This is a genomic window from Streptomyces sp. NPDC007205, assembly GCF_040634095.1.
GTDB lineage: Bacteria > Actinomycetota > Actinomycetes > Streptomycetales > Streptomycetaceae > Streptomyces.
The window spans coordinates 34072-53688 of sequence record NZ_JBEYEW010000030.1; the positions used below are offsets into that span (position 1 = coordinate 34072).

13 protein-coding genes and 2 pseudogenes are annotated in these 19617 nt (G+C 69.1%); 11 read left to right on the forward strand and 4 right to left on the reverse strand.

Annotated features, from left to right (window positions below):
• Positions 1-26: 26 nt before the first annotated feature.
• Genes fabG through ABZ624_RS33130 form a run of 3 tightly spaced genes read right to left on the reverse strand, consistent with a single transcriptional unit; the run spans position 27 to position 2208 of the window.
• The gene (gene fabG, locus ABZ624_RS33120; protein ID WP_360097416.1) at positions 27-773 is read right to left on the reverse strand and encodes a 3-oxoacyl-ACP reductase FabG; all 747 of its coding nucleotides are present in this window, start codon (positions 771-773) and stop codon (positions 27-29) included.
• Positions 770-1762: an ACP S-malonyltransferase gene (locus ABZ624_RS33125; RefSeq protein WP_360097419.1), complete on the reverse strand. Its 993-nt coding sequence runs from the start codon at positions 1760-1762 to the stop codon at positions 770-772. Before ABZ624_RS33125 ends, fabG begins: the two co-directional genes overlap by 4 nt.
• Positions 1759-2208 carry a hypothetical protein gene (locus ABZ624_RS33130; protein ID WP_360097422.1) on the reverse strand — a complete coding sequence of 150 codons (450 nt, stop codon included), beginning with the start codon at positions 2206-2208 and terminating at the stop codon, positions 1759-1761. Before ABZ624_RS33130 ends, ABZ624_RS33125 begins: the two co-directional genes overlap by 4 nt.
• A 276-nt stretch (positions 2209-2484) precedes the next feature.
• On the opposite strand from ABZ624_RS33130, the gene ABZ624_RS33135 reads away from it, so the two are divergent.
• The 11 genes and pseudogenes from ABZ624_RS33135 (at position 2485) to ABZ624_RS33185 (ending at position 19153) form a co-directional block, all read left to right on the forward strand.
• Positions 2485-2943 (forward strand): thioesterase family protein, encoded by a 459-nt coding sequence (locus tag ABZ624_RS33135; RefSeq protein ID WP_360097425.1) that lies wholly within the window; start codon positions 2485-2487, stop codon positions 2941-2943.
• Positions 2944-2973: 30 nt separating this feature from the next.
• Positions 2974-4374 carry an FAD-binding oxidoreductase gene (locus tag ABZ624_RS33140; RefSeq protein ID WP_360097428.1) on the forward strand — a complete coding sequence of 467 codons (1401 nt, stop codon included), beginning with the start codon at positions 2974-2976 and terminating at the stop codon, positions 4372-4374.
• Complete coding sequence (locus tag ABZ624_RS33145) at positions 4371-5915, forward strand: NAD(P)/FAD-dependent oxidoreductase (RefSeq protein WP_360097431.1); 1545 nt, start codon at positions 4371-4373, stop codon at positions 5913-5915. The genes ABZ624_RS33140 and ABZ624_RS33145 overlap by 4 nt, the downstream gene beginning before the upstream one ends.
• Before the next feature lie 21 nt (positions 5916-5936).
• On the forward strand, positions 5937-6923 hold the full coding sequence (locus tag ABZ624_RS33150; protein ID WP_360097434.1) for an alpha/beta hydrolase: 987 nt from the start codon (positions 5937-5939) through the stop codon (positions 6921-6923).
• Positions 6910-8328 (forward strand): aldehyde dehydrogenase family protein, encoded by a 1419-nt coding sequence (locus ABZ624_RS33155; RefSeq protein ID WP_360097437.1) that lies wholly within the window; start codon positions 6910-6912, stop codon positions 8326-8328. Before ABZ624_RS33150 ends, ABZ624_RS33155 begins: the two co-directional genes overlap by 14 nt.
• An 89-nt stretch (positions 8329-8417) precedes the next feature.
• Positions 8418-8840 carry an aspartate 1-decarboxylase gene (panD, locus tag ABZ624_RS33160; protein WP_360097440.1) on the forward strand — a complete coding sequence of 141 codons (423 nt, stop codon included), beginning with the start codon at positions 8418-8420 and terminating at the stop codon, positions 8838-8840.
• Between the two features lie 59 nt (positions 8841-8899).
• Entirely contained in the window at positions 8900-10744 is a 1845-nt protein-coding gene (gene asnB, locus ABZ624_RS33165; RefSeq protein WP_360097443.1) for an asparagine synthase (glutamine-hydrolyzing), read from the forward strand.
• A gap of 333 nt (positions 10745-11077) precedes the next feature.
• The gene (locus ABZ624_RS33170; RefSeq protein ID WP_360097446.1) at positions 11078-14743 is read left to right on the forward strand and encodes a hypothetical protein; all 3666 of its coding nucleotides are present in this window, start codon (positions 11078-11080) and stop codon (positions 14741-14743) included.
• Between the two features lie 1350 nt (positions 14744-16093).
• Positions 16094-17134 carry a vWA domain-containing protein gene (locus ABZ624_RS33175; protein WP_360097449.1) on the forward strand — a complete coding sequence of 347 codons (1041 nt, stop codon included), beginning with the start codon at positions 16094-16096 and terminating at the stop codon, positions 17132-17134.
• A 283-nt stretch (positions 17135-17417) separates the two neighbouring features.
• Positions 17418-17720 (forward strand): annotated as a pseudogene (locus tag ABZ624_RS33180) (hypothetical protein); the annotation flags it as partial.
• 65 nt (positions 17721-17785) lie between these two features.
• Positions 17786-19153, forward strand: a complete 1368-nt coding sequence (locus ABZ624_RS33185; RefSeq protein WP_360097452.1) for a cellulase family glycosylhydrolase — start codon at positions 17786-17788, stop codon at positions 19151-19153.
• Positions 19154-19261: 108 nt separating this feature from the next.
• On the opposite strand, the pseudogene ABZ624_RS33190 reads toward ABZ624_RS33185, so the two are convergent.
• Positions 19262-19423: pseudogene (locus ABZ624_RS33190) on the reverse strand (universal stress protein); the annotation flags it as partial.
• Positions 19424-19617 lie beyond the last annotated feature (194 nt).

Here is a 19617-nt window from a genome sequence, read left to right on the forward strand (position 1 = left end):
GACCCGTCCGGCCGCGTGTGCCGAGGTCAGCAGGTCAGTCCGCCGTCGACGACGACGCAGGCACCGGTGACGTAGGCGGCGCTGTCACTGAGCAGGAACCGCACGACGCCGGCGACCTCTTCGGGCTGCCCGATGCGCCCCAGAGGCACGTGCCGGAGGTTGTCCGCGAGCCGCTGGGCCGGCATCTGGCGGGTCATCGCGGTGTCGACGAACCCGGGAACCACCGAGTTCACGCGGACTCCGTAAGACCCGAGTTCCTTGGCCAGCACCTTGGTCAGCGCCAGACCGCCGGCTTTCGCGGCGGCGTAGTTGGCCTGACCCGCCGGCGGGCTGAGGGCACTTGTCGAGCCGACGGTGACGATCGAGCCGCTGCGCCGCGCGGCCATCAGCCGCCCGGCGGCCCGCGCGCACAAGAACGCACCGGTCAGATTGGTGTCGATCACCGTGCGCCACTTGGCCTCGCCCATCATGACGGCGTAGCCGTCCGAGGTGACCCCGGCGTTGTTGACGAAGCAGTCCAGCTGCCCCAGGTCGTCCCGGATCTGCCGGAACATGCGCTCCACATCACCGGAGTCGGCGACGTCGGCCTGCACGAGCCGGGCGTCCGGACGGATGGCACGCACGGTCTGCAAGGCTTCACGGGCCTGTTCCTGCTTGCCCCGGTGGTTCATCACGACGGTGGCGCCGGCCCGGGCCAGCTCCGCCGCGACGGCCAGGCCGATGCCTTTGGTGGCCCCGGTCACCAGCGCAACGCGCCCTTGGAGATCACTCACGTCAGTTCCTTCGCTCGAGGTTCGTCGCCGCCCGCTTCCACCGGGTGCGATGTGCGGTGCCCGGCGGCCCACGGCGTGGTCCGCAGCGCCTCCCGGGCCGTCAGATGGCGTGCCGTGCGGGCCATTTCCCGGCCCAGACCGCTCAGCACACGGCCGGGTCCGGCCTCGACGTAGGTCTCGGCACCCAGGCCCGACAGGGTCCGTACGGTGTCGCTCCAGCGGACCGGGCGCACGACCTGCGCGAGAAGGTGTGTGCGGTACGCCGCGATGTCCGTGACGCGTTCCGCGGTGACGCTGGAGACGAACGGGATGCGCGGTGCGGCCAGTGGCACGTCGGCCAACGATGTGGCAAGGCTGTCGCGGGCCTCGTCCATCAGGGGGGTGTGGTAGGCCCCGCCGACGGCCAGACGCCGGGCCCGCAGCGCGCCGGCCCGGCCGGCCGCCTCGATGACCTGATCGACGGCGGCCACGGTGCCCGCCACGACGATCTGACGGGGCGAGTTCCAGTTGGCGATGACGGCCAACTGCCCCCGTCCGGAGGCGCCTTGGCACAGGCCGGCCACCGTCTCGGCGGACAGGCCGACGATCGCGGCCATGCTTCCGGGGTTGCGGCGCGCGGCCTTCGCCATGGCCCTGGCCCGGCAGGTCACCAAGGACAGGGCCGCCTCCTGGTCGAGGCTGCCGCAGGCCACCAGCGCCGTGTACTCGCCGAGGCTGTGCCCGGCGACCGCTGCCGGCCGCCAGCCTGTCCGTCGCAGTCCGGCGAGGGCCGCCAGCGACCAGACGAGCACCACGACCTGGGCGACCTCGGGCTCGGCCAGGCGCCGTGCGTCGGCACGGGTCATCAGTTCGGTCAGCGGCAGCCCGGTGACGGCCTCGGCGGCGGTGGTCAGTTGCCGGGCGTGCGGGCCGAGCCGGACCGCTTCGTGCCCCATCCCGGGGAACTGGCTGCCCTGCCCGGGAAAGACGAACACCGCGGGCCCGCTCACCGGGTGGCCCCTGCCGCCTGCGCAGTGGCCCAGGCGAGTGTCATGCCGTCGTCCAGTGGTACGGCGCCGGCCTCGACCTCGACCTGGCGCGCTTGGGCCCAGTCGGCCAACGCACCATGCAGAGTCACCGGCCATCGGGCACCAAGGGAGTCGTCGTCCGGCAGCCGCACGCAGATGTCCGCCAGGCGCCCACCGGGCGGCAGCCCGCCGACGGCTTTGACGACGCTCTCCTTCACCCCGAACATCTGGCCCAGGGCCTCGATGGCACAGCAGCCACGCGATGCGGCGGCCTGCGCACCGCGCCGCTCGTGAGCGGTGAAGTACCTGAGCGAGAGAGCGTCCCCGCACCGGCTGACCGCGCGCTCCCAGCGACGTCCGTCCAGCAGGTCCACGCCCGCGGAATGGATCGGCGCCGGGGCACACCCGTATATGTGGGAAATCTGCATGTCTGGTCTCCGCAGAAAAAGAAAGTGATTCCCTTTCGGGTCACCGCGATTCCGGCACCCGGCCTTCGGTGCCATGAAATTAAGGACGCACCCCGGAGGCTGTCAATCCGGCCCGGAAACATCTTTCTGATTTCCGGTGCGGATGAAATATTCCAGGAGCTCGGTGAAACATGTGAAAGGAGCAGGACATATACGGGGTTCCTGATTGACGTGCGCTGCGGCCGATTTCTAGTGTTCCCGGCATCCCCCAGTGCGACAGCGTCAAGGAGTCCCGTCATGCCACGTCTCGTGCAGTCTGCGCCGAACATCATGCGTGATCTGAGCGTCGAGGTGTCCGCACGTGTCCGGTGGGGCGAGTGCGACCTGCAGGGGCATGCCTACTACGCGAGCTATATTCCCTGGTTCGACCTGGGCCGGGAGAAGTTCGCGCTCGACGTCGGTGTCGACTACCGCAAATACCAGATAGCGACGACGGATCTACAGGTCCGCTATCACGACGCGGCCAAGTATCTCGACGAACTGGTGATCAAGACGTGGGCCGCGGTTCCCAGGACTCTCACGTACTACTACGAGATCTATCGCAAACCTGGCCGGCGGCTCATCGCGGAGGCCCGCACCGTGCACGCCTTCGTGGATCCCGGCCGGGGCGCACTGACCAGCATCCCCGACGAGATGCACGAACAGTTCGTGCGCTTCGTCGAGGAGCGCAGGAAGCAGACACGCGCATCCAGCTGAAACCCGACCGTGAGACCGTGGAGAATTTTCATGAACAACGATGCACTCGACCGCCTGCGCGGAATGCTGCTCGGTGAAGTGGTGGGTCCGGCCGATCCCGGCTATGACGCCGCCCGGGGTGTCTACAACGCGATGATCGACAAACGGCCGGCCGTCGTCGCCCGCTGCCGGGGCACCTCCGATGTGATCGGTGCGGTCCGGTTCGCCCGTGAGGAAGGGCTGCCGATCGCTGTCCGTGGCGGCGGGCACAGCGTGGCCGGCCATGGCACCTGCGACGACGGGATGGTGATCGATCTGTCCCTGATGCGCGGCGTGCACGTCGACCCCGTGCGGCGCACGGCCCGAGTGCAGGCGGGGGCGCTGCTGGGCGATGTCGACCGCGAGACACAGGTGTACGGGCTGGCCGTACCTACCGGACAGATGTCCGAGACCGGCATAGCCGGGCTCACACTCAACGGCGGGCTCGGCATGCTGCTCCACAAGTACGGCCTGACCTGTGACAACCTGCTGTCGGCCGACATGGTCACCGTGGCCGGCGAGGTGGTGACGGCCAGCGAGGACAGCCGACCGGAGCTGTTCTGGGCGTTGCGGGGCGGCGGCGGGAACTTCGGCGTGGTCACCTCCTTCGAGTTCCGCCTCCACCCGGTCGGGCCCACGATGCTCGCCGGCTTCCTCGCCCACCCCGCCGAACAGGCACCACAGGTACTCGAGTTCCTCCGGGACTTCAGCGCCACGAGCCCGGCGCACCTGAGCGTGGACGCCCTGTTCATGCGTGCCCCGGAAGCGGACTTCGTGCCGAGCGAGTTCTGGGGCATGCCGCTGGTCAACCTGTTCGTGCGCTACTTCGGCCCGATGGAGGAAGCGTGGCAGACCGTACAGCCGCTACGCGAGTTCGGCGCTCCGCTGTTCGACGGGCTGCAGCCGATGTCGTACGTGGCGGTGCAGTCGATGCTGGACGCCTTCAGCCCGGCGGGCAACCTCCACTACTGGACGAGTGAGTTCCTCCCACAGCTTCAGGAGAAGGAGATCAACGCGGTCGCCGCCATCGGCGCCGACCTGCCGTCCTCGATCTCCATCGTCAACGTCCACCCCTTCGACACCGCGGCCACCGCGGTCTCCCCGGACGCCACGGCGTTCGCGCACCGTCAGGACAGCTGGCTCATCCATGTGATCGGCCAATGGGAGGACACCGCCGACACCGACCGGTGCCGTACCTGGGTCAAGAAGGCCGGTGCGGCCCTGCAGGCCTTCGGACTGGGCAACACCTACCTCAACACCACGTCCGAGGACGAGCGGACCGACCGGGTCCGCGCCTTCTGGGACGGCGAGCGCCTGGCGCGGCTGGCCCGGGTGAAGGCCGCCTACGACCCGGACAACGTGCTGCGCTTCAACCACAACATCCCTCCCGCGGGCAAGGAGAGCGCGCGGTGACCCGCCGCACCGGGTGCGACCCGGCACCCCGGCGCACGCCGCACGTGGTGATCATCGGGGCCGGGATCAGCGGTCTGGGGCTGGGGATGGCCCTGAAGCGAGCCGGACACCAGCGGTTCACCATCGTCGAGAAGGCCGACGCCATCGGCGGGGTCTGGCGGGACAACACCTACCCGGGGGCCGCCTGCGACGTACCGGCCCACCTGTACGCCTACGCGCGCGAGCCGCACGCCTGGCCCGGCCGGTACGCCGGCCAGCCGGAGATCCTTTCCTACCTGCGCCGCTGCGCGGACAAGTACCGGCTCGACACGCATCTGCGGCTCGGCACCGAGATCGTGCGCGCCGACTTCGCCGAACCGGAAGGACGATGGCTGCTGCACACCACGGCAGGCGAGACCATCGAGGCGGACGTCCTCGTTCCCGCCTGCGGGCAGTTGAGCCGCCCGCGCTACCCCGACATCCCGGGGGCCGAGGAGTTCACCGGCTCCGCCTTCCACTCCGCGCGCTGGAACCACGACCACGACCTGACCGGGCGCAGCGTCGCCGTCATCGGGACGGGCGCCAGCGCCATCCAGATCGTGCCGCACATCGCCCGGCAGGCCAGCCACCTGACGGTCTTTCAGCGATCCGCGCCCCACGTGGTGCCGCGCTGGGACCGCATCTACCCCCGACACGATCGCATCGCGGGCCGACTGGCCGCGAGGGCGGCCAGGTGGGGCTGGTGGCTGTTCAACGAGGTGTCCATACCAGGCCTGACCCGGCGCTGGCCGATCAGCCGCCTGACCACGTACGGCTGCTCCGCACAACTGGCCCAGCAGGTGGACGACCCGCAGCTGCGGGAGCGGCTGCGCCCACGGGACGAGCCGGGGTGCAAGCGGATCGGAATCTCCAGCGACTACTACCCGGCGTTCAACGCGCCGCACGTCGAGCTGGTCACCGAGCCCATCACCCGGATCACCGGGAGCGGGGTGCGCACCGGGGACGGCAGGGAACACCGGGCCGACACGATCATCTACGCCACCGGCTTCTCCGCGACCGATTTCCTCAGCCACGTACGCATCACCGGTCGCGGCGGCCGCACCCTGCAGGACGCCTGGCGGCACGGCGCCCACGCCTACCTGGGCATGGCCGTGCCCGCCTTTCCCAACATGTTCCTGCTGTACGGCCCGCACACCAACATCGGTGCCGGCTCGGTCACTTACATGGTCGAAAGCCAGATCCGCTACATCCTCGACGCCGTACGGATCCTCGCTTCCGGACAGCGCCGGCACCTGGAGGTACGGCCCTGCGTGGCGCGGGCGTTCGCCGCCGAGATGCGGCACCGCACACGGCGGACGGTGTGGTCCACCTGCCGCAACTGGTACCGCGGCCCCCATGGACAGGTCACCACCAACTGGCCCGGCCAGACCGCCGAGTACCGCCGTCGTACCCGCCGGGTGAAGCTCGCGCACTACCAGCCGGTCCCAGCCGGCCTGCCGTCACCTGCGGAGCCATTGCCGCGCGCCACGCCGCGAATCCCCGTGGTGCGGCGCACCCGCTGAGAGCCCGTGAAAGGAGTTCCCGTGTCGTTGCACCCGCAGTCCGCAGCCTTCCTCGACCGTCTGGCCGAGACAGGCATGCCCGAACTCAGCCAGGTGAGCGTGCCCACCATCCGCGAGGTGATGAGCGGCCTACGGCAGGCACAAGGCCCGGCGCAGTCCGTCGAGTCCGTGATCGATACCTATGTGCCCGGGCCCGCCGGTCTCCTGCCGATCCGGGTCTACCAGCCGGCCGCGCATGGCGGCCCCCGGCCGCTGGTGGTGTTCCTGCACGGCGGGGGGTGGATCGCCGGGGACATCGAACTGCTCGACCGGCCCCTGCGGTCGCTGGCCCACGCCACCGGCGCCGTCGTGGCCAGCGTGGAATACCGGCGGTCCCCCGAGACCCGGTTCCCCGGCCCGCTGGAGGACGCCTACGCGGCCGTCAGCGCCCTGGCCGGCCGGGCCGCGGAGTTCGGGGCCGATGCCGGGCGGCTGGTGGTCGCCGGGGAGAGCGCGGGCGGCAATCTGGCCGCGGCGGTCTGCCTGATGGCCCGCGACCGCGGCGGGCCGTCGATCGACCTGCAGATCCTGATCTGCCCGAGCCTGGCGCCGGCGGACGACTCGCCCTTCGCCTCCTACGGCCAGTACGCCACGGGCCACCTGAACACACGGGCCGCCATGACGCACTTCTGGGACCTGTACCTGCCCTCGCCCGCAGAGGCCGAGAATCCCTACGCGGCGCCCTTGCTGGCCACCGACCACACCGATCTGCCGCCGGCACTGATCCTCACCGCGGAATGCGACCCCCTGCGGGACGAAGCGGAGGAATACGGCCGGCGGCTGCGCGTGAGCGGCGTGACCGCCACGACCCGGCGGTACGACGGAGCCCTCCATGTGTTCTTCCTGCTTCCGGCCATGACCGCCGCACAGCAGGCCGTCAAGGACATCAGCCGCGCCCTGCGCACCCACTACCAGCCGTCCGGCACCCCGCACCGGCCCGCCGAAGGAGCATCAAGTGCCCAGCTGTGACCACATCTACCTCAATGGCACCTGGACGACTTCGGACGGGGCGGACACCCTCACGGTCATCGACCCGACGACCGAAAAGACGATCGGGCATGTCCCCGCGGGCACCTCGAGAGACGTCGACGCCGCGGTCCGCGCGGCCCGCGCGGCCTGCGAACCCTGGTCGCGGACACCGCCGGCCGAGCGCGCCGAGTACCTGCGCGCCATCGCCGCGGGACTGGCCCGACACGGCGGTGCACTGGCCGAGTTGGTCACCCGCGACGTCGGTTCTCCCCTGGCCTTCTCCCGCCGGGCCCAGGTCACCTTGCCCGTCAACAGCTTCGCCCACGCCGCGCAGACGGCACTCGCCTACGACTTCGAACGCCTTGAGGGCCCCTCGCTGATCGTGCGGGAACCCTACGGAGTCGTCGCAGCGATCACACCGTGGAACTTCCCCCTGCACCAAGCGGCCGCCAAGGTCGCCTACGCCCTGGCCGCCGGCAACACCGTCATCCTCAAACCGAGTGAGACAGCACCCCTCAGCGTGTGGGAACTGGCCCGGATCATCGACTCGGCAGGGCTGCCGCCGGGAGTCTTCAACCTGGTCAGCGGAACCGGGCCCGTCGTCGGCGAAGCACTCGCCGCCCACCCCGGCGTGGACGCCGTCTCCTTCACCGGCTCCACTCGCGCCGGCCGCCGCGTCAGCGCCCTGGCCGCCGAGACGGTCAAGAAAGTCACCCTGGAACTCGGCGGCAAGAGCCCCGCCGTGATGCTCCCCGACGCCGACCCCGCCCAGGTGGTCCCGCACGTCATGGCCGCGGCCTTCGTCAACAACGGCCAGACCTGCTCCGCACTCACCCGACTGATCGTCCCCCGCACCTTGCTCGCCGACGCGGAGGAACTGGCCCACGAGACCGCACGGGGCTGGCAGCCCGCGGACCCCATGCACGAGGAGACCCGGCTGGGTCCCCTGGCCAGCTCGGCACTGCGCGACCGGGTGCGGGCACACATCGCCGGCGCGCTCGATGACGGCGCGACCCTCATCACCGGGGGCACGACACCACCGGACGACATGAAGGAGGGCTTCTTCCTTCGGCCGACCGTGCTCTCACAGGTCACCAGCCGGATGGGGGTGCACCACGAGGAGGTCTTCGGGCCCGTCCTCGCCCTCGAAGCCTACGACAGCACCGACGAGGCCGTGCACATCGCCAACGACACACGCTACGGCCTGGCCGCGGCGGTATGGTCCGCCGACCGGGAAGCGGCCCTCGCCACAGCCCGCCGCATCCGGGCCGGGCAGGTCCAGATCAACGACGCGCCCTTCGATCCCAACGCACCCTTCGGTGGTTACAAGCAGTCCGGCAACGGCCGCGAAGGGGGCCGCGCGGGCCTGGAGGAGTTCCTGGAGACCAAGGCCGTGCAGCTGTGACCCCACAGGCCGGGGCCGCACCTCCCCGCCACGGCCGACCCCCATCCATCACCAGCCCGCCGCGGGCTCCGCAAGAAAGGCCATCAGCCATGTACTACCGCACCATGTTCAAGTCCAAGGTTCACCGCGCCACCATCACCCAGGCCGACCTGCACTACGTCGGCTCCCTGACCCTCGACGCCGATCTGATGGACGCCGCCGGCATGCTGCCCGGCGAGAAGGTCGACATCGTCGACATCAACAACGGAAACCGGCTGTCCACCTACCTCATCGAGGGCCCCCGCGGTTCGGGCGTCGTCGGTATGAACGGCGCTGCCGCCCGCCTGATGAACGTCGGTGACCTGGTCATCATCATCTCCTACGCCCAGATCTGGGACTCCGACGCCGCCGGCCTGGTCCCGAAGATCGTCCACGTGGACGCCGACAACAGGATCACCTCCCTGGGCTCGGACCCGGCCCAGCCCACCGACGACGGCACCACCGTCCGCGGCGACCACATCTACATGGACTGAACCGCCACCGTCCAAGGCCGGCGGGCGCCGACCACACCCCTCACCGAAGGAGCCACACCATGTGCGGCATCACCGGCTGGATCGCGTACAACGCCGATCTCACCCACCAGCAGGCGAGCATCGACGCGATGACGCAGACCCTCGCCAACCGCGGCCCCGACGCATCCGGAGTGTGGACCTCCCGGCACGCCGGCCTCGGCCACCGGCGCCTGGCCGTCATCGACCTCGACGGCGGCACACAGCCGATGACCGCGACAACCCCCGCGGGCCCCGTCGTCCTGACCTACAGCGGTGAGGCCTACAACTTCGCCGCCCTGCGCCGCCGGCTGACTGCTCGCGGCCACACCTTCCGCACCGCCAGCGACACCGAAGTGGTCCTCAACGCCTATCTGGAGTGGGGCGAACAGCTCGTCGACCACCTCACCGGCATGTACGCGTTCGCGGTCTGGGACGGCCGCAGCGAACAGCTGCTCCTCGTCCGCGACCGCCTCGGCATCAAACCGCTCTACTACTATCCGACGCCCGACGGCGTCCTGTTCGGCTCCGAGCCGAAAGCCATCCTCGCCCACCCCGCCGTCGCTCCCCGCGTCGACCAGGACGGCATGCGGGAGATCCTGCTCGGCGTCAAGACGCCCGGACACGCGATATGGCACGGCATGCGGGAACTGCGCGCGGGGTCCCTGGCCACCTGCGACCGCAGCGGACTGCGGGAACGCGTCTACTGGCAGCTGAGCGCCCGCCCCCACTCCGACGACCCGGCAGCCACCGCCGAGCGCACCCACGACCTGCTCCAGCAGTCGGTGCACGAGCAACTCGTCGCCGACGTCCCCCGTTGCCTGCTGCTGTCCGGCGGCCTCGACTCCAGTGCCATCGCCGGATACGCCGCCCAGCACCTCACCGCACAGGGCCGGCGCCTGCGGTCGTTCTCGGTGGACTTCGTCGGCCACGCCGACCACTTCACCCCCGACGGGCACAACGTCAGCCCCGACGCCCCCTATGTGCAGGCAGTCGTCGACCATCTGGGCGCCGACCACACCAACCTGGTCCTGGACGCCGGCCGTCTCGCCGACCCCGCCATACGCCGCGCCGCGATCCGGGCCCGTGACCTGCCCGTCGGACGCGGTGACATGGACCACTCCCTGCTGCAGCTTTTCACCGCCATACGCGACCACTCCACGGTCGCGCTGTCGGGCGAAGGCGCCGACGAGATGTTCGGCGGCTACTGGTGGTTCCACGATCCCAACCTGCGACAAGCACCCGCATTCCCGTGGCTGGCCGCAACCCTCGGGCACACCCGCCAAGAGCGCGCCTTCCTGCCCAAAGACCTCTCCGCCGCCCTCGACATCCCCGGATACGCCGCCCAGCGCTACCACGACGCCGTGGCCGAAACCCCACTGCTCGACGGTGAGAGCGGCCTCCAGCGCCGCTCACGCCAACTGCTCTACCTGCATCTGACGCGCAGCCTGCCCGGCATGCTGGAACGCAAGGACCGGCTCAGCATGGCCGTGGGACTCGAGGTGCGCGTGCCGTTCTGCGACCACCGCATCGTCGAATACGCCTACAACATCCCCTGGTCACAGCACGTCGCGGACAGCAGGGAGAAGTCGGTCCTGCGCGCCGCCGCAACCGCCGTGATCCCGACCGCCGTCACCCGGCGCGTCAAGAGCCCCTACCCCATGACACGAGACGTCCGCTATATCCACAGCCTCCAGAACCAGGTACGCGAGGCACTCGGCACACCCGGACACCACGTCTTCGCCCTGATCGACAGATCTGCCGCGCACCAGGCGGCCCACACCGACCCCGCACATCATCCCCGCCCACAGGCACACCGCGCACTCCTGGAAAAGTTCCTCGATCTGCACACCTGGTTGGACCTCTACCACCCCCAGCTCACACTGTGACGCGCGGCCCGGGCACCGGCCGGACCAGGCAGAACCACGTCCGATGCCCGCCTTGCGCTCGTAGCGACGGTGCAGGCGTCGGCAGCCGGTGAGCCCGCAGAACCCCGCAAGGACCAGAGCTGCGAGCAGAACGGGCAAGTGAAGCGGATGCAGCAACATGGCGCTTCCTCCGGGACCGACGGCAGCGACGGTCGGCTGCTTGCGGAAACGAGACTCGTGCCCCATGACCCGTTTGGGGCCGGAACCCGAATCTCGCCGAACTCGTGACGGACGGCGCATGTCGGACCGTACGCTTCGGAGGTATTGGCTGAAGCATGCTGAAGGGGTGGGCAGTTGGTCGCACCACCGACGGGTCCCGTCGCGGACTTCTGGATCGAGCTCCGGCGGCTCGTGGAGAAGTCCCGTGTGCCGCAGACGGAGATCGCGTCCGAGCTGGGCCTGAGCCCCGCCTCGGTCTCGGGGCTGCTGGGCGGAGAGCGGAAGAAGACGCCGGACTGGGACGTCGTACAACGAATCGTCAGCCTGTGCGCCCGGCGGTACGGTGCCAAGGCACCGCCACCGCCGGGTATGAGTCTGGACGAATGCTGGTGGAAGATCCGGCACGCTGAGCTGGAGCGGACGGTGGAGACTGCGCCCGCGGCTGCTCGGCGGTCGTACCCGCCTCCTCCCGCTCCGCCCTCGCCGCCTTCAGCCACAGCGCGGGGACTCGGCGTGGCCGACTGTGTGGACATGGGCCTCGACGAGGCCGTGTTCCGGCTGGCCGGCAGTCGGCCGGAGCTGACGGACCATGCGGACCTTCTGCTCGGTCCGTTGTTCGGAGAGCGGGACTCGCCCGGAATCCCCGACGAACTGTTGGAAGGCTTCCCCCAGCGTGTGCGGGCCGCGCACGGTGTCGACCGCAGCGTCCTGCTCCAAGCCGCACGCGTGGTGTTGGTGGCAGTGGCGGTGGTGAAATGCGGGCCGAAACCTGTGAAAGTGCCCAAGTTGATCCAGAACTTGGCGAACGGGGCGTACCCGGCTCACCACTACCCATGGCTCGGCGGGAGAGCTGACCCGGCGTTCATGTCTCCGCTGGCGGACCCCAAGGACAGTGACGTCACCGCCGACATGGTGCAAAGGATCAACGCCCATTTCCTGGAACTCGCCACCCCTCTGGCAGCGTCCTGTCCCGAGTTCGCCCTGACGGCCGGTCTGCCCTGCGCGGGCTTGGACGAAGAGGCCGACGGTCAGGCCGGAACCGGCCTGGCCGATCTCGGGGCGACCCTCACGCACTTCGCGGGCCGGGGCGCGCGCCCGGCTGCCGGCGGTGTCCCGTTGCGTGGGCCGATCGCCTCGCTCGAGGCGCCCGGCTTGCAGGTGCCGAGTCTGGCAGACGGGTATGTCAGCACGCGCTTCCAGCTGGCTGGGCCGTTCCTGAGATCACCCGACGGAATCGCCTCGGACAAATGGTGGGAGCAGCAGCCGTCGCACGAAGCGATCGAACGCTTCCTTGCCGCTCATCTCCTCAGCCTGTCCGCCCTGCTGGCACCCCTCGTGGTGCTGGGTCACCCCGGCGCGGGCAAGTCACTGCTCACCAAACTGCTGACGTCCCGGCTGCCGGCCAACGAATTCCGTCCCCTGCGGGTGGAGCTGCGGCACATACCGGCTGAGGTGGACGTACAGACCCAGCTGGAACACGCCCTGCGCCAGAGCACAGGACGATCGATGAGCTGGCCGGACTGGTCCGAGGCGGAGCCCGGGGCGCTGCCGGTCGTTCTCCTCGACGGGTTCGACGAGCTGCTCCAGGCGGGAGCACAGCGGCTCGACGACGCGCGGCAGTGGGGCTATCTGCGGGACATCGAGCGGTTCCAGGAGCGTGAGGCACAGCTGGGTCGCCCGCTGATCGTCATCGTGACGAGCCGTACCGTGGTGGCAGACCGTGCGGAACTCACCCCGAACAGCCAGGTCCTGCGCCTGGAGCCGTTCGGGACGCCCGAGATGGAGCGCTGGCTGTCCATCTGGAACACCATGAACGGGACGTACCTCGAACAGCGTGGCCTGCGCCCGCTGACAGCGGAGGTTCTCCGGCCTCACCAGGAGCTCGCGGCCCAGCCGCTTCTGTTGCTCATGCTCGCGCTGTATGACGCCGTGAGCAACGCTTTGCACCAGCACCAGCCCGGTGATGAGGGCATCAGCCGCACCCAACTGTACGACCGGCTGCTCAAGGAGTTCGTCCGACGCCAGGTGGCCAAAGAACGCCCCCTGCCACCGGGCGAGCAAGCCGCCGCCGTCGACCAGGAACTGCACCGTCTGTCGGTGATCGCGCTCGGCATGTTCCAGCGCGGAGCGCAGGCCCTCAGCGGCAAGGACGCCGACCAAGACCTCAAAGCGCTGGACGACGCTTGGGCGGGCGTCGAGTCCGCCGCTTCTGGTCTGATCTTCGGGCGGTTCTTCTTCGTGCACGAGTCGCAGGCCGTCGTCACCGAACAGCGGCTACGGAGCTACGAGTTCATGCACGCGACGTTCAGCGAACACCTGGCGGCACGACTGATCGAGCGCGCTCTGTGGCAGTTGTCCCACTCCGAAGACGTGGACGACGGCCAGTTGTACGCCCTGCTGTCGTTCGCCCCACTCACCGACCGGGCGCAGCTGGTGGACAACCTGCGGGACATGCTCGCGGTCTGGCCGACGGAACTGGTGCACGTCAAACTTCCACGTCTGCTCGCTGAAGTGTTCCGAACGGCCGAGTGGGAGCCTGAGCGCCGTACCGACCCGGGGCACGTTCCGGTGCGCGTGACCAGGACCTACCGGAACGCGGTCTACGAGGTCAACCTGCTGCTGATCGGCGTCGTGGCGGCAGGCGAGGTGTACGCCTCGCAGTTCCTCGGGACGGACGAGCTGACTGACGTGTGGCGGCGGCACGCGATGATGTGGCGGTCACAGTTGTCCGAGGGGTCGTGGGATCTCTTCTCCACCACGATCGGTCTCGACCGCTGCTGGAAGTCCGACCCGGGTGCGGTTGGGGGCAGGCGACAGGATCTGCGGATCAGGGCGGGTACGACACCGTCTGCGGACCACGACATCGGGTGGATGCTCGACATGCCCCCATCCCCAGCTGTCCAGACCATCGAGCAGCAGCTCGCCCCCTCCTCGGATCCGGCGCTGAACTTGCTCACGCAAACCACCTTCCTGGGTGAGCGCCATGCCGAGTTGCTCCTGCACGCCCTGTACCCCCTGTTGCGCCGAATGCCCAACAGCCTGCTGGTGTACCAGACCGACCGAGCGGGACACCCTCGGACGGCGGCCCAGTCGCTCCTCGCTCTGCTCACCGAGCAGGTTCACAATCGGGACAGGCTGGCCGAGCTGTATGCCATGTGCTTCGACACCGTCGCGGCGCTGCCGGACGACGAGAACTCCTACCTGGAGGCCGTGAGCCGTCAACTACTGCAGGACATACCTGCGTTGCCGGACCCGGCTCTGGCGTCCGTACTACGCCAGGCGCACCGGTGTGTCTCGGGTGGCGTTCGCCTCACCTCGACGGCACAGCAGAACCTCGTCGACTGTGTGTACGCCGCTGTCAGGCGGCACGTCCCAGAGCTGGCCTCCGTGCTCACCGAACTGCACGAGACCCTCGTCCGGCACGGCCATACCGACGAAGGGGACGTCGCGCTGAGAGCCCTGCTGCTCCTGGCCCAAGCCGGCCGTTCCAGTAGCAGCTGGGAGTTGTCCGGCCTACCCACGGGCGACCGGGCCGGCGAACACCTCAATGAGGTTCTGACCCATGTCGACCTCACCGACCTGGGGGCCCGTCACCCCGACGTCGTCATCTCTCTCCTCCGGACGGCCGCCGACCTGGGCCTAGACGATTGGCTGGCCGCTCGCGCGGCGGAACTCATCCAAGTGCTTCCCGCAAGGTCGTTCGGCCTACTACGGCCCTCCGACCTCTCCTTTCTGCGCGCGGCTCTGCCACCCGGCACCTACGACGCAACGTTCGAGGAGGTGGAGCGGGTCTGGCGCTGAGATCGACCAACATCCCCCCTGAACTGGGGCGTTACGACGACTCCTAGAGCTCAAGGGCGAAGCAGGGGGCGCTGTCAGCGTGACGGTGAGCTCGAGGGGGTCACCACGGGGGCGATTATCGGCCGACCCGTGGATCCATCAATGAGCCTGCGCCCACCCAGGGACCGCGCCAACGTTACCTTGAGCGGAACAAGTGCAGCGTTGGTGGTGCACGCCTGACCTGAGTTCTCTCGGGTGACGACCTTGACCGTCAGGGTCACCGTGCCAGTCGCCTCCCGGGCAGAGAGACGGGGAGTCAGGCAGCCACCCCCTACCGCCTTGACGGACAAAACACGTCCACCCTGACTGACGGAGATCGGACGCGCCGGAGAAATGGACTGAGTGTCCCCCTGGACGATCGGAGCCGTCGAGAGGCCGCCCTCTTGGGCGATCTTGCCTGACTTATCCGCTTTGCCGCATGCGCCGAGCGTCGCGGCGGCCGCAGCGACGAGGAGCACGACCACGGTTCGTCTCATCATGCTGCTTAGACGGAGACGAGCCCGGCCACGTTCCGCATTGGGGCTGTTTTGAGAGAACCTCTATCACCTTCAGACGGTCTCGGTGGCCTCCGGCGCGCTCGGCTGGACGCGTGCGGTCAGCCTGGTCGCGGACGGCTGAACCGGCCAGGACGTCTTGGACGGATACCGCAAGCAAGACGAACCCGGAGCCGGATGAGGGCGGCACGATCAGCTGTTCTGGCGCAGTAAATGCCGGATTCGCTGCGGCAGCGCCGGGAGTGCGGGGCGGGCATGACGATCGAACCCTGACCGCACTCGGAACCGGGGGCGCCCTCCGGGTGCCGCGCGCCCGGGTGGGCCCGGGCCCCTGTCCGCCCCGCCAGCCGCGTACACCACGGCGGTCGAGCGGTACCTCACCGGCGCCGGGATCGCGAAGCCTTCCGCGCGGATCTACCGGATCCCACTGACGACGTGGGGCGGATGCTCGCAGCCGGACCGGCGCCGACCGGACCGCCCGCCGGGGCGCGAAGCCGCCCGTCCTCCCCGTCGTCGCGATCGACGACCCGGCGCTGCCGGAGGTGCTGGCCGAGCGGGCGGACGCCATGGACGCCGGCACCGTCCACCGGGAGCTGTCCCTCGCACGCAAGGCGATCGGCCGGTGGCATCCCGACTGACCTGCCAGACACACCAGTGCGCAGAGAGGCCCCGGACCGTGACAGTGCCCGGGGTCTCGTGCTGCGTCCCGGCTGCGCCCGTGGCCGGGTGGGCTCCTCGTCCAGGCGGGAGGCCAAGACCGATTGTCAGTGGTGCGTGAGACGGTAGGAGCATCGAGTCGGAAAGAGGGGGAGCTGTCATGTCCGGAAGCCAGAACTACATCAATCACGTTGCTCTTGTGTTGGATGCCAGTTCGTCCATGCGGCATCTGAGCGGCAAGGTCGTCGAGGTCGCAGACCAGCAGATTGCCTATCTCGCCCGCCGATCGAGGGAACTGGACCAGGAAACCCGCGTCACGGTGTACGTATTCGCAGACAAGGTGGAATGCGTCATCTACGACAAGGACGTGCTGCGGATGCCGTCATTGAAGCAGCTGTATCGGGTCGGTGGAATGACGGCTCTGCTGGCGGCAGCACTGAAGTCACAGCGGGAGCTCGCGCAGACGGCTCAACTGTACGGCGACCACAGCTTCCTGACGTTCATACTCACGGATGGCCAGGAGAACGTCAGTCATCGCTGCCCGGATGTCCCTGCCAGGGGTCCACGTGAACTGGTTGAGGCTGTGGCCGAGATGATCGAGACACAGGAGGACAACTGGACGCTGGCCGTCCTTGTGCCGGACCAGATGGGCAAGCGCGAGGCCATGCAGTGCGGTTTCCCGAAGGACAACATCGCCGTCTGGGACGCCACGAGCACGCAGGGTCTGGAGGAGGCCGGGCAGGTCATCCGGCAGGCCACCGAGAAATTCATGGTGGGCCGCACCCAGGGCATCCGGGGCTCGCGGGCGGTGTTTTCCACGGGTGCTGAGGCGGTCAACAAGGACACCATCAAGGCGGCCGGCCTCACCCCGGTGAAACCGTCACAGTACGAGCTGATCCCGGTGACTCGTGACGCGGGGATCCGGGACTGGGTCATCGAATGCGGGCACACCTACCGTACCGGTGGCGCGTTCTACCAGCTGAGCAAGTCGGAGAAGATTCAGGCGAAGAAGCAGATTGCGGTGCTGGAGAAGAAGACGGACCGGGTGTACACGGGGCCCGAGGCCAGAGCTCTACTCGGCCTCCCGGACGTGGAAGTTCGCGTCAAGCCGGACCACAACGACGACTTCACGATCTTCGTGCAGAGCACCAGCGTGAACCGGAAGCTCATCCCGAACACACGGCTGCTGCTTATGCTCTGACGTCTTGAGACCCCGTCGGGCATAGTTCGGTACGGGACTGCTGGGACCGGCGAGTGGGAATCCCCGCGGAGGCAGGGATCATCCGGGCAAGGCACCGCCGCCCACACGGGCGCCCTCCGGACCGCGTCCGGCTACCGGGCCCTGGCGGCCTCACTACGGCCCCACCGCCGCACCGGCCTCGCCGGGGCACTGCTCGGGCTGATCGGCAGCGCCCTCGGCCTGGCCCAGCCCCTGGCCGCCAAGCGGTTGATCGACAACCTGGACACGGGGCGCACGGCTGCCCGTGCTGGCACATCGGCGGTCCACCGTCACCACCGCCGACCGCATCGTCGTCATGGAGGCGGCCCTGGTCCGGGCGGTGGGCACCCATGCGGAACTACTCAAAACCGATTCCCTCTATCGCGACCTGGCCACGACTCAGCCGCTCACGGCCAGGCCGGGGCCCGCCGGCGGGGACGTCTGTGGACGCGCAGGTTCCGGCGCAGTCCCCGCCGGTGACGGCGGTGCCATGGGCGTGGTGGGAGGCGGTGACGTCCAGACAGTCGCCGGTCACCCGGGAAGCAAGACGGCTTGCACCACCCCTTGAAGACAGGCCCGGCCACTGATGGGATGCCCGGCACATCGAACCCCACGGCCCGGAGGTTCCCCGTGGTGCTGCGAACGACACTGGCGGCGAGCGCAGTTGTGGCAACGCTGCTTGCCCCCACGTCCGTCCACCCCCAGCAGGCCGCGCACGGCATACCCACACTCACCGACCAACACGGGCGTGCCCTCACGCTGCGCGGCTGGAACATCGAGGACAAGGTGAACCGGGGCGAGAAGGCCCTGACGGCCATCACCGAACGTCACTTCCGCGACATACGGTCCAAGGGGTTCAACTTCGCCCGCTTGCTGATCTTCTGGGACGACCTTGAACCGCAGCCCGGTCGGTACAGCCAGACCTACCTGCGGAAGATCGAACGCCTCCTGAACTGGGCCGCTCGATACGACGTCAAGGTCGTGATCGATGCCCACCAGGACGTCTTCGGACCCGCTTTCGGCCACCGCGGCATTCCCGAGTGGGCGACCAGGACCGACGGACTGCCGTTCACCGCCCATCCGGACGACTGGTTCGCCGAGTACTACGAGCCCGCGGTCCAGCGCGCCTTCACCCACCTCTATCAGGACCAGGACCTCCAACGCGCCCAGGCCCGGGCGTGGCGGGTCCTGGCGAGCCGTTTCGCCCACCACCCGGCCGTCCTGGGCTACGACCTGATCAATGAACCCATGGGTGAGCTGCGGCAGGGGGATGACCCACCGACGGCCGCCCGCCGGATCGAGCACGATCAGCTCACCCCCATGTACAACCGCTTGGCCGCGTCGGTCCGTTCGGCCGACCCGGACGCCTGGGTCTTCGTCGAGCCCACCCCGATCGTGGGTGAAGGAGTACCGACCGGCCTCGGACGCATCGACGATCCGAAGGTGGTGTACGCGCCGCACTTCTACAACGCCGCCATGGAGGCGGGCGCCGACTATGATCCGGGCGCCGGCTGGATCGCGGCCTACGAGCATGCCGTCACCGAGTACCCGAAGCGGTACAAGGTCCCGATCGTGGTCGGGGAGTGGGGTCCGCCCAACAGCTCCCTGCCGAACATGAAGCGCTTCTACCGTGACGCGATGCGCTCGCTCGGCCGCTACAGCTCGGGCTGGGCGGGCTATGTCTGGTGCTACGGCGGCGGATACTGCGCGGTCGACGACTCCGGCGCCTTCCGCACCAACAAGGAGCTGACCGCGCAACCGTACGCCGAGTCGGTGGCAGGCACGATCCGCTCCGCCTCGTACGACCCCGCCGATGCCGTATACCGGATGACCTACAGAGCGGCACGGCACGGTTTGAGGCTGACAGAGCTGTCCCTGCCCCCGCGCTCGTGGCGGATCACGGCAGACGGCAACGCGGTCGTGCTGCGCAGGGCGGAAGGCAAGGCATGGGTCCTGGCCGCCCCGGGCAGCGAAGTCACCATCACCGTCAAGCCTGGCTGAGCAGCCGGCGACCCGACTGCTCTCGCGTCGACACGGCGCAGAGGTGTCGTTCCCTCAAGAACCTAGTGGGCAGTTGGGGACAGGGGGCGGACCGAGGCAGGCCAAGGACGGGTCCTTGACGTCGAGACCGAGCACCACGTCCCGGTACCCGGTACGCGCAACAACGCTGCCGTCCTCAGCCGGAAGGTTCTCGTCCTCGGCCTCCTCCCCCGCCCTGACCAGAACCACCGGGCCGATGGCCTGCGCGACCACCCCGAGGACGACGGACCCACCAGGAACCCGGCGAGACCCGCCGGGCCGCGCGAGCCCATGGGCCCGTCGGGCCCTGTGTGCCGATGCCGGTGACTACGACCATGCGGCGGGGCTGGGCCGGACCGCCGCACCGGGCCGACGGCTCAGCCGGGAGGCAGCCCGGCGGCCATGTGCCTCGCCCGCTCCTCGATCATGGGGACGTCACGGAAGTC

Coding starts and splice junctions, on each gene's coding strand:
- ABZ624_RS33175 (WP_360097449.1), top strand. CDS start 16,094: ATGTCCGGAAGCCAGAACTACATCAATCACGTTGCTCTTGTGTTGGAT.
- ABZ624_RS33130 (WP_360097422.1), bottom strand. CDS start 2,208: ATGCAGATTTCCCACATATACGGGTGTGCCCCGGCGCCGATCCATTCC.
- panD (WP_360097440.1), top strand. CDS start 8,418: ATGTACTACCGCACCATGTTCAAGTCCAAGGTTCACCGCGCCACCATC.
- ABZ624_RS33140 (WP_360097428.1), top strand. CDS start 2,974: ATGAACAACGATGCACTCGACCGCCTGCGCGGAATGCTGCTCGGTGAA.
- ABZ624_RS33135 (WP_360097425.1), top strand. CDS start 2,485: ATGCCACGTCTCGTGCAGTCTGCGCCGAACATCATGCGTGATCTGAGC.
- asnB (WP_360097443.1), top strand. CDS start 8,900: ATGTGCGGCATCACCGGCTGGATCGCGTACAACGCCGATCTCACCCAC.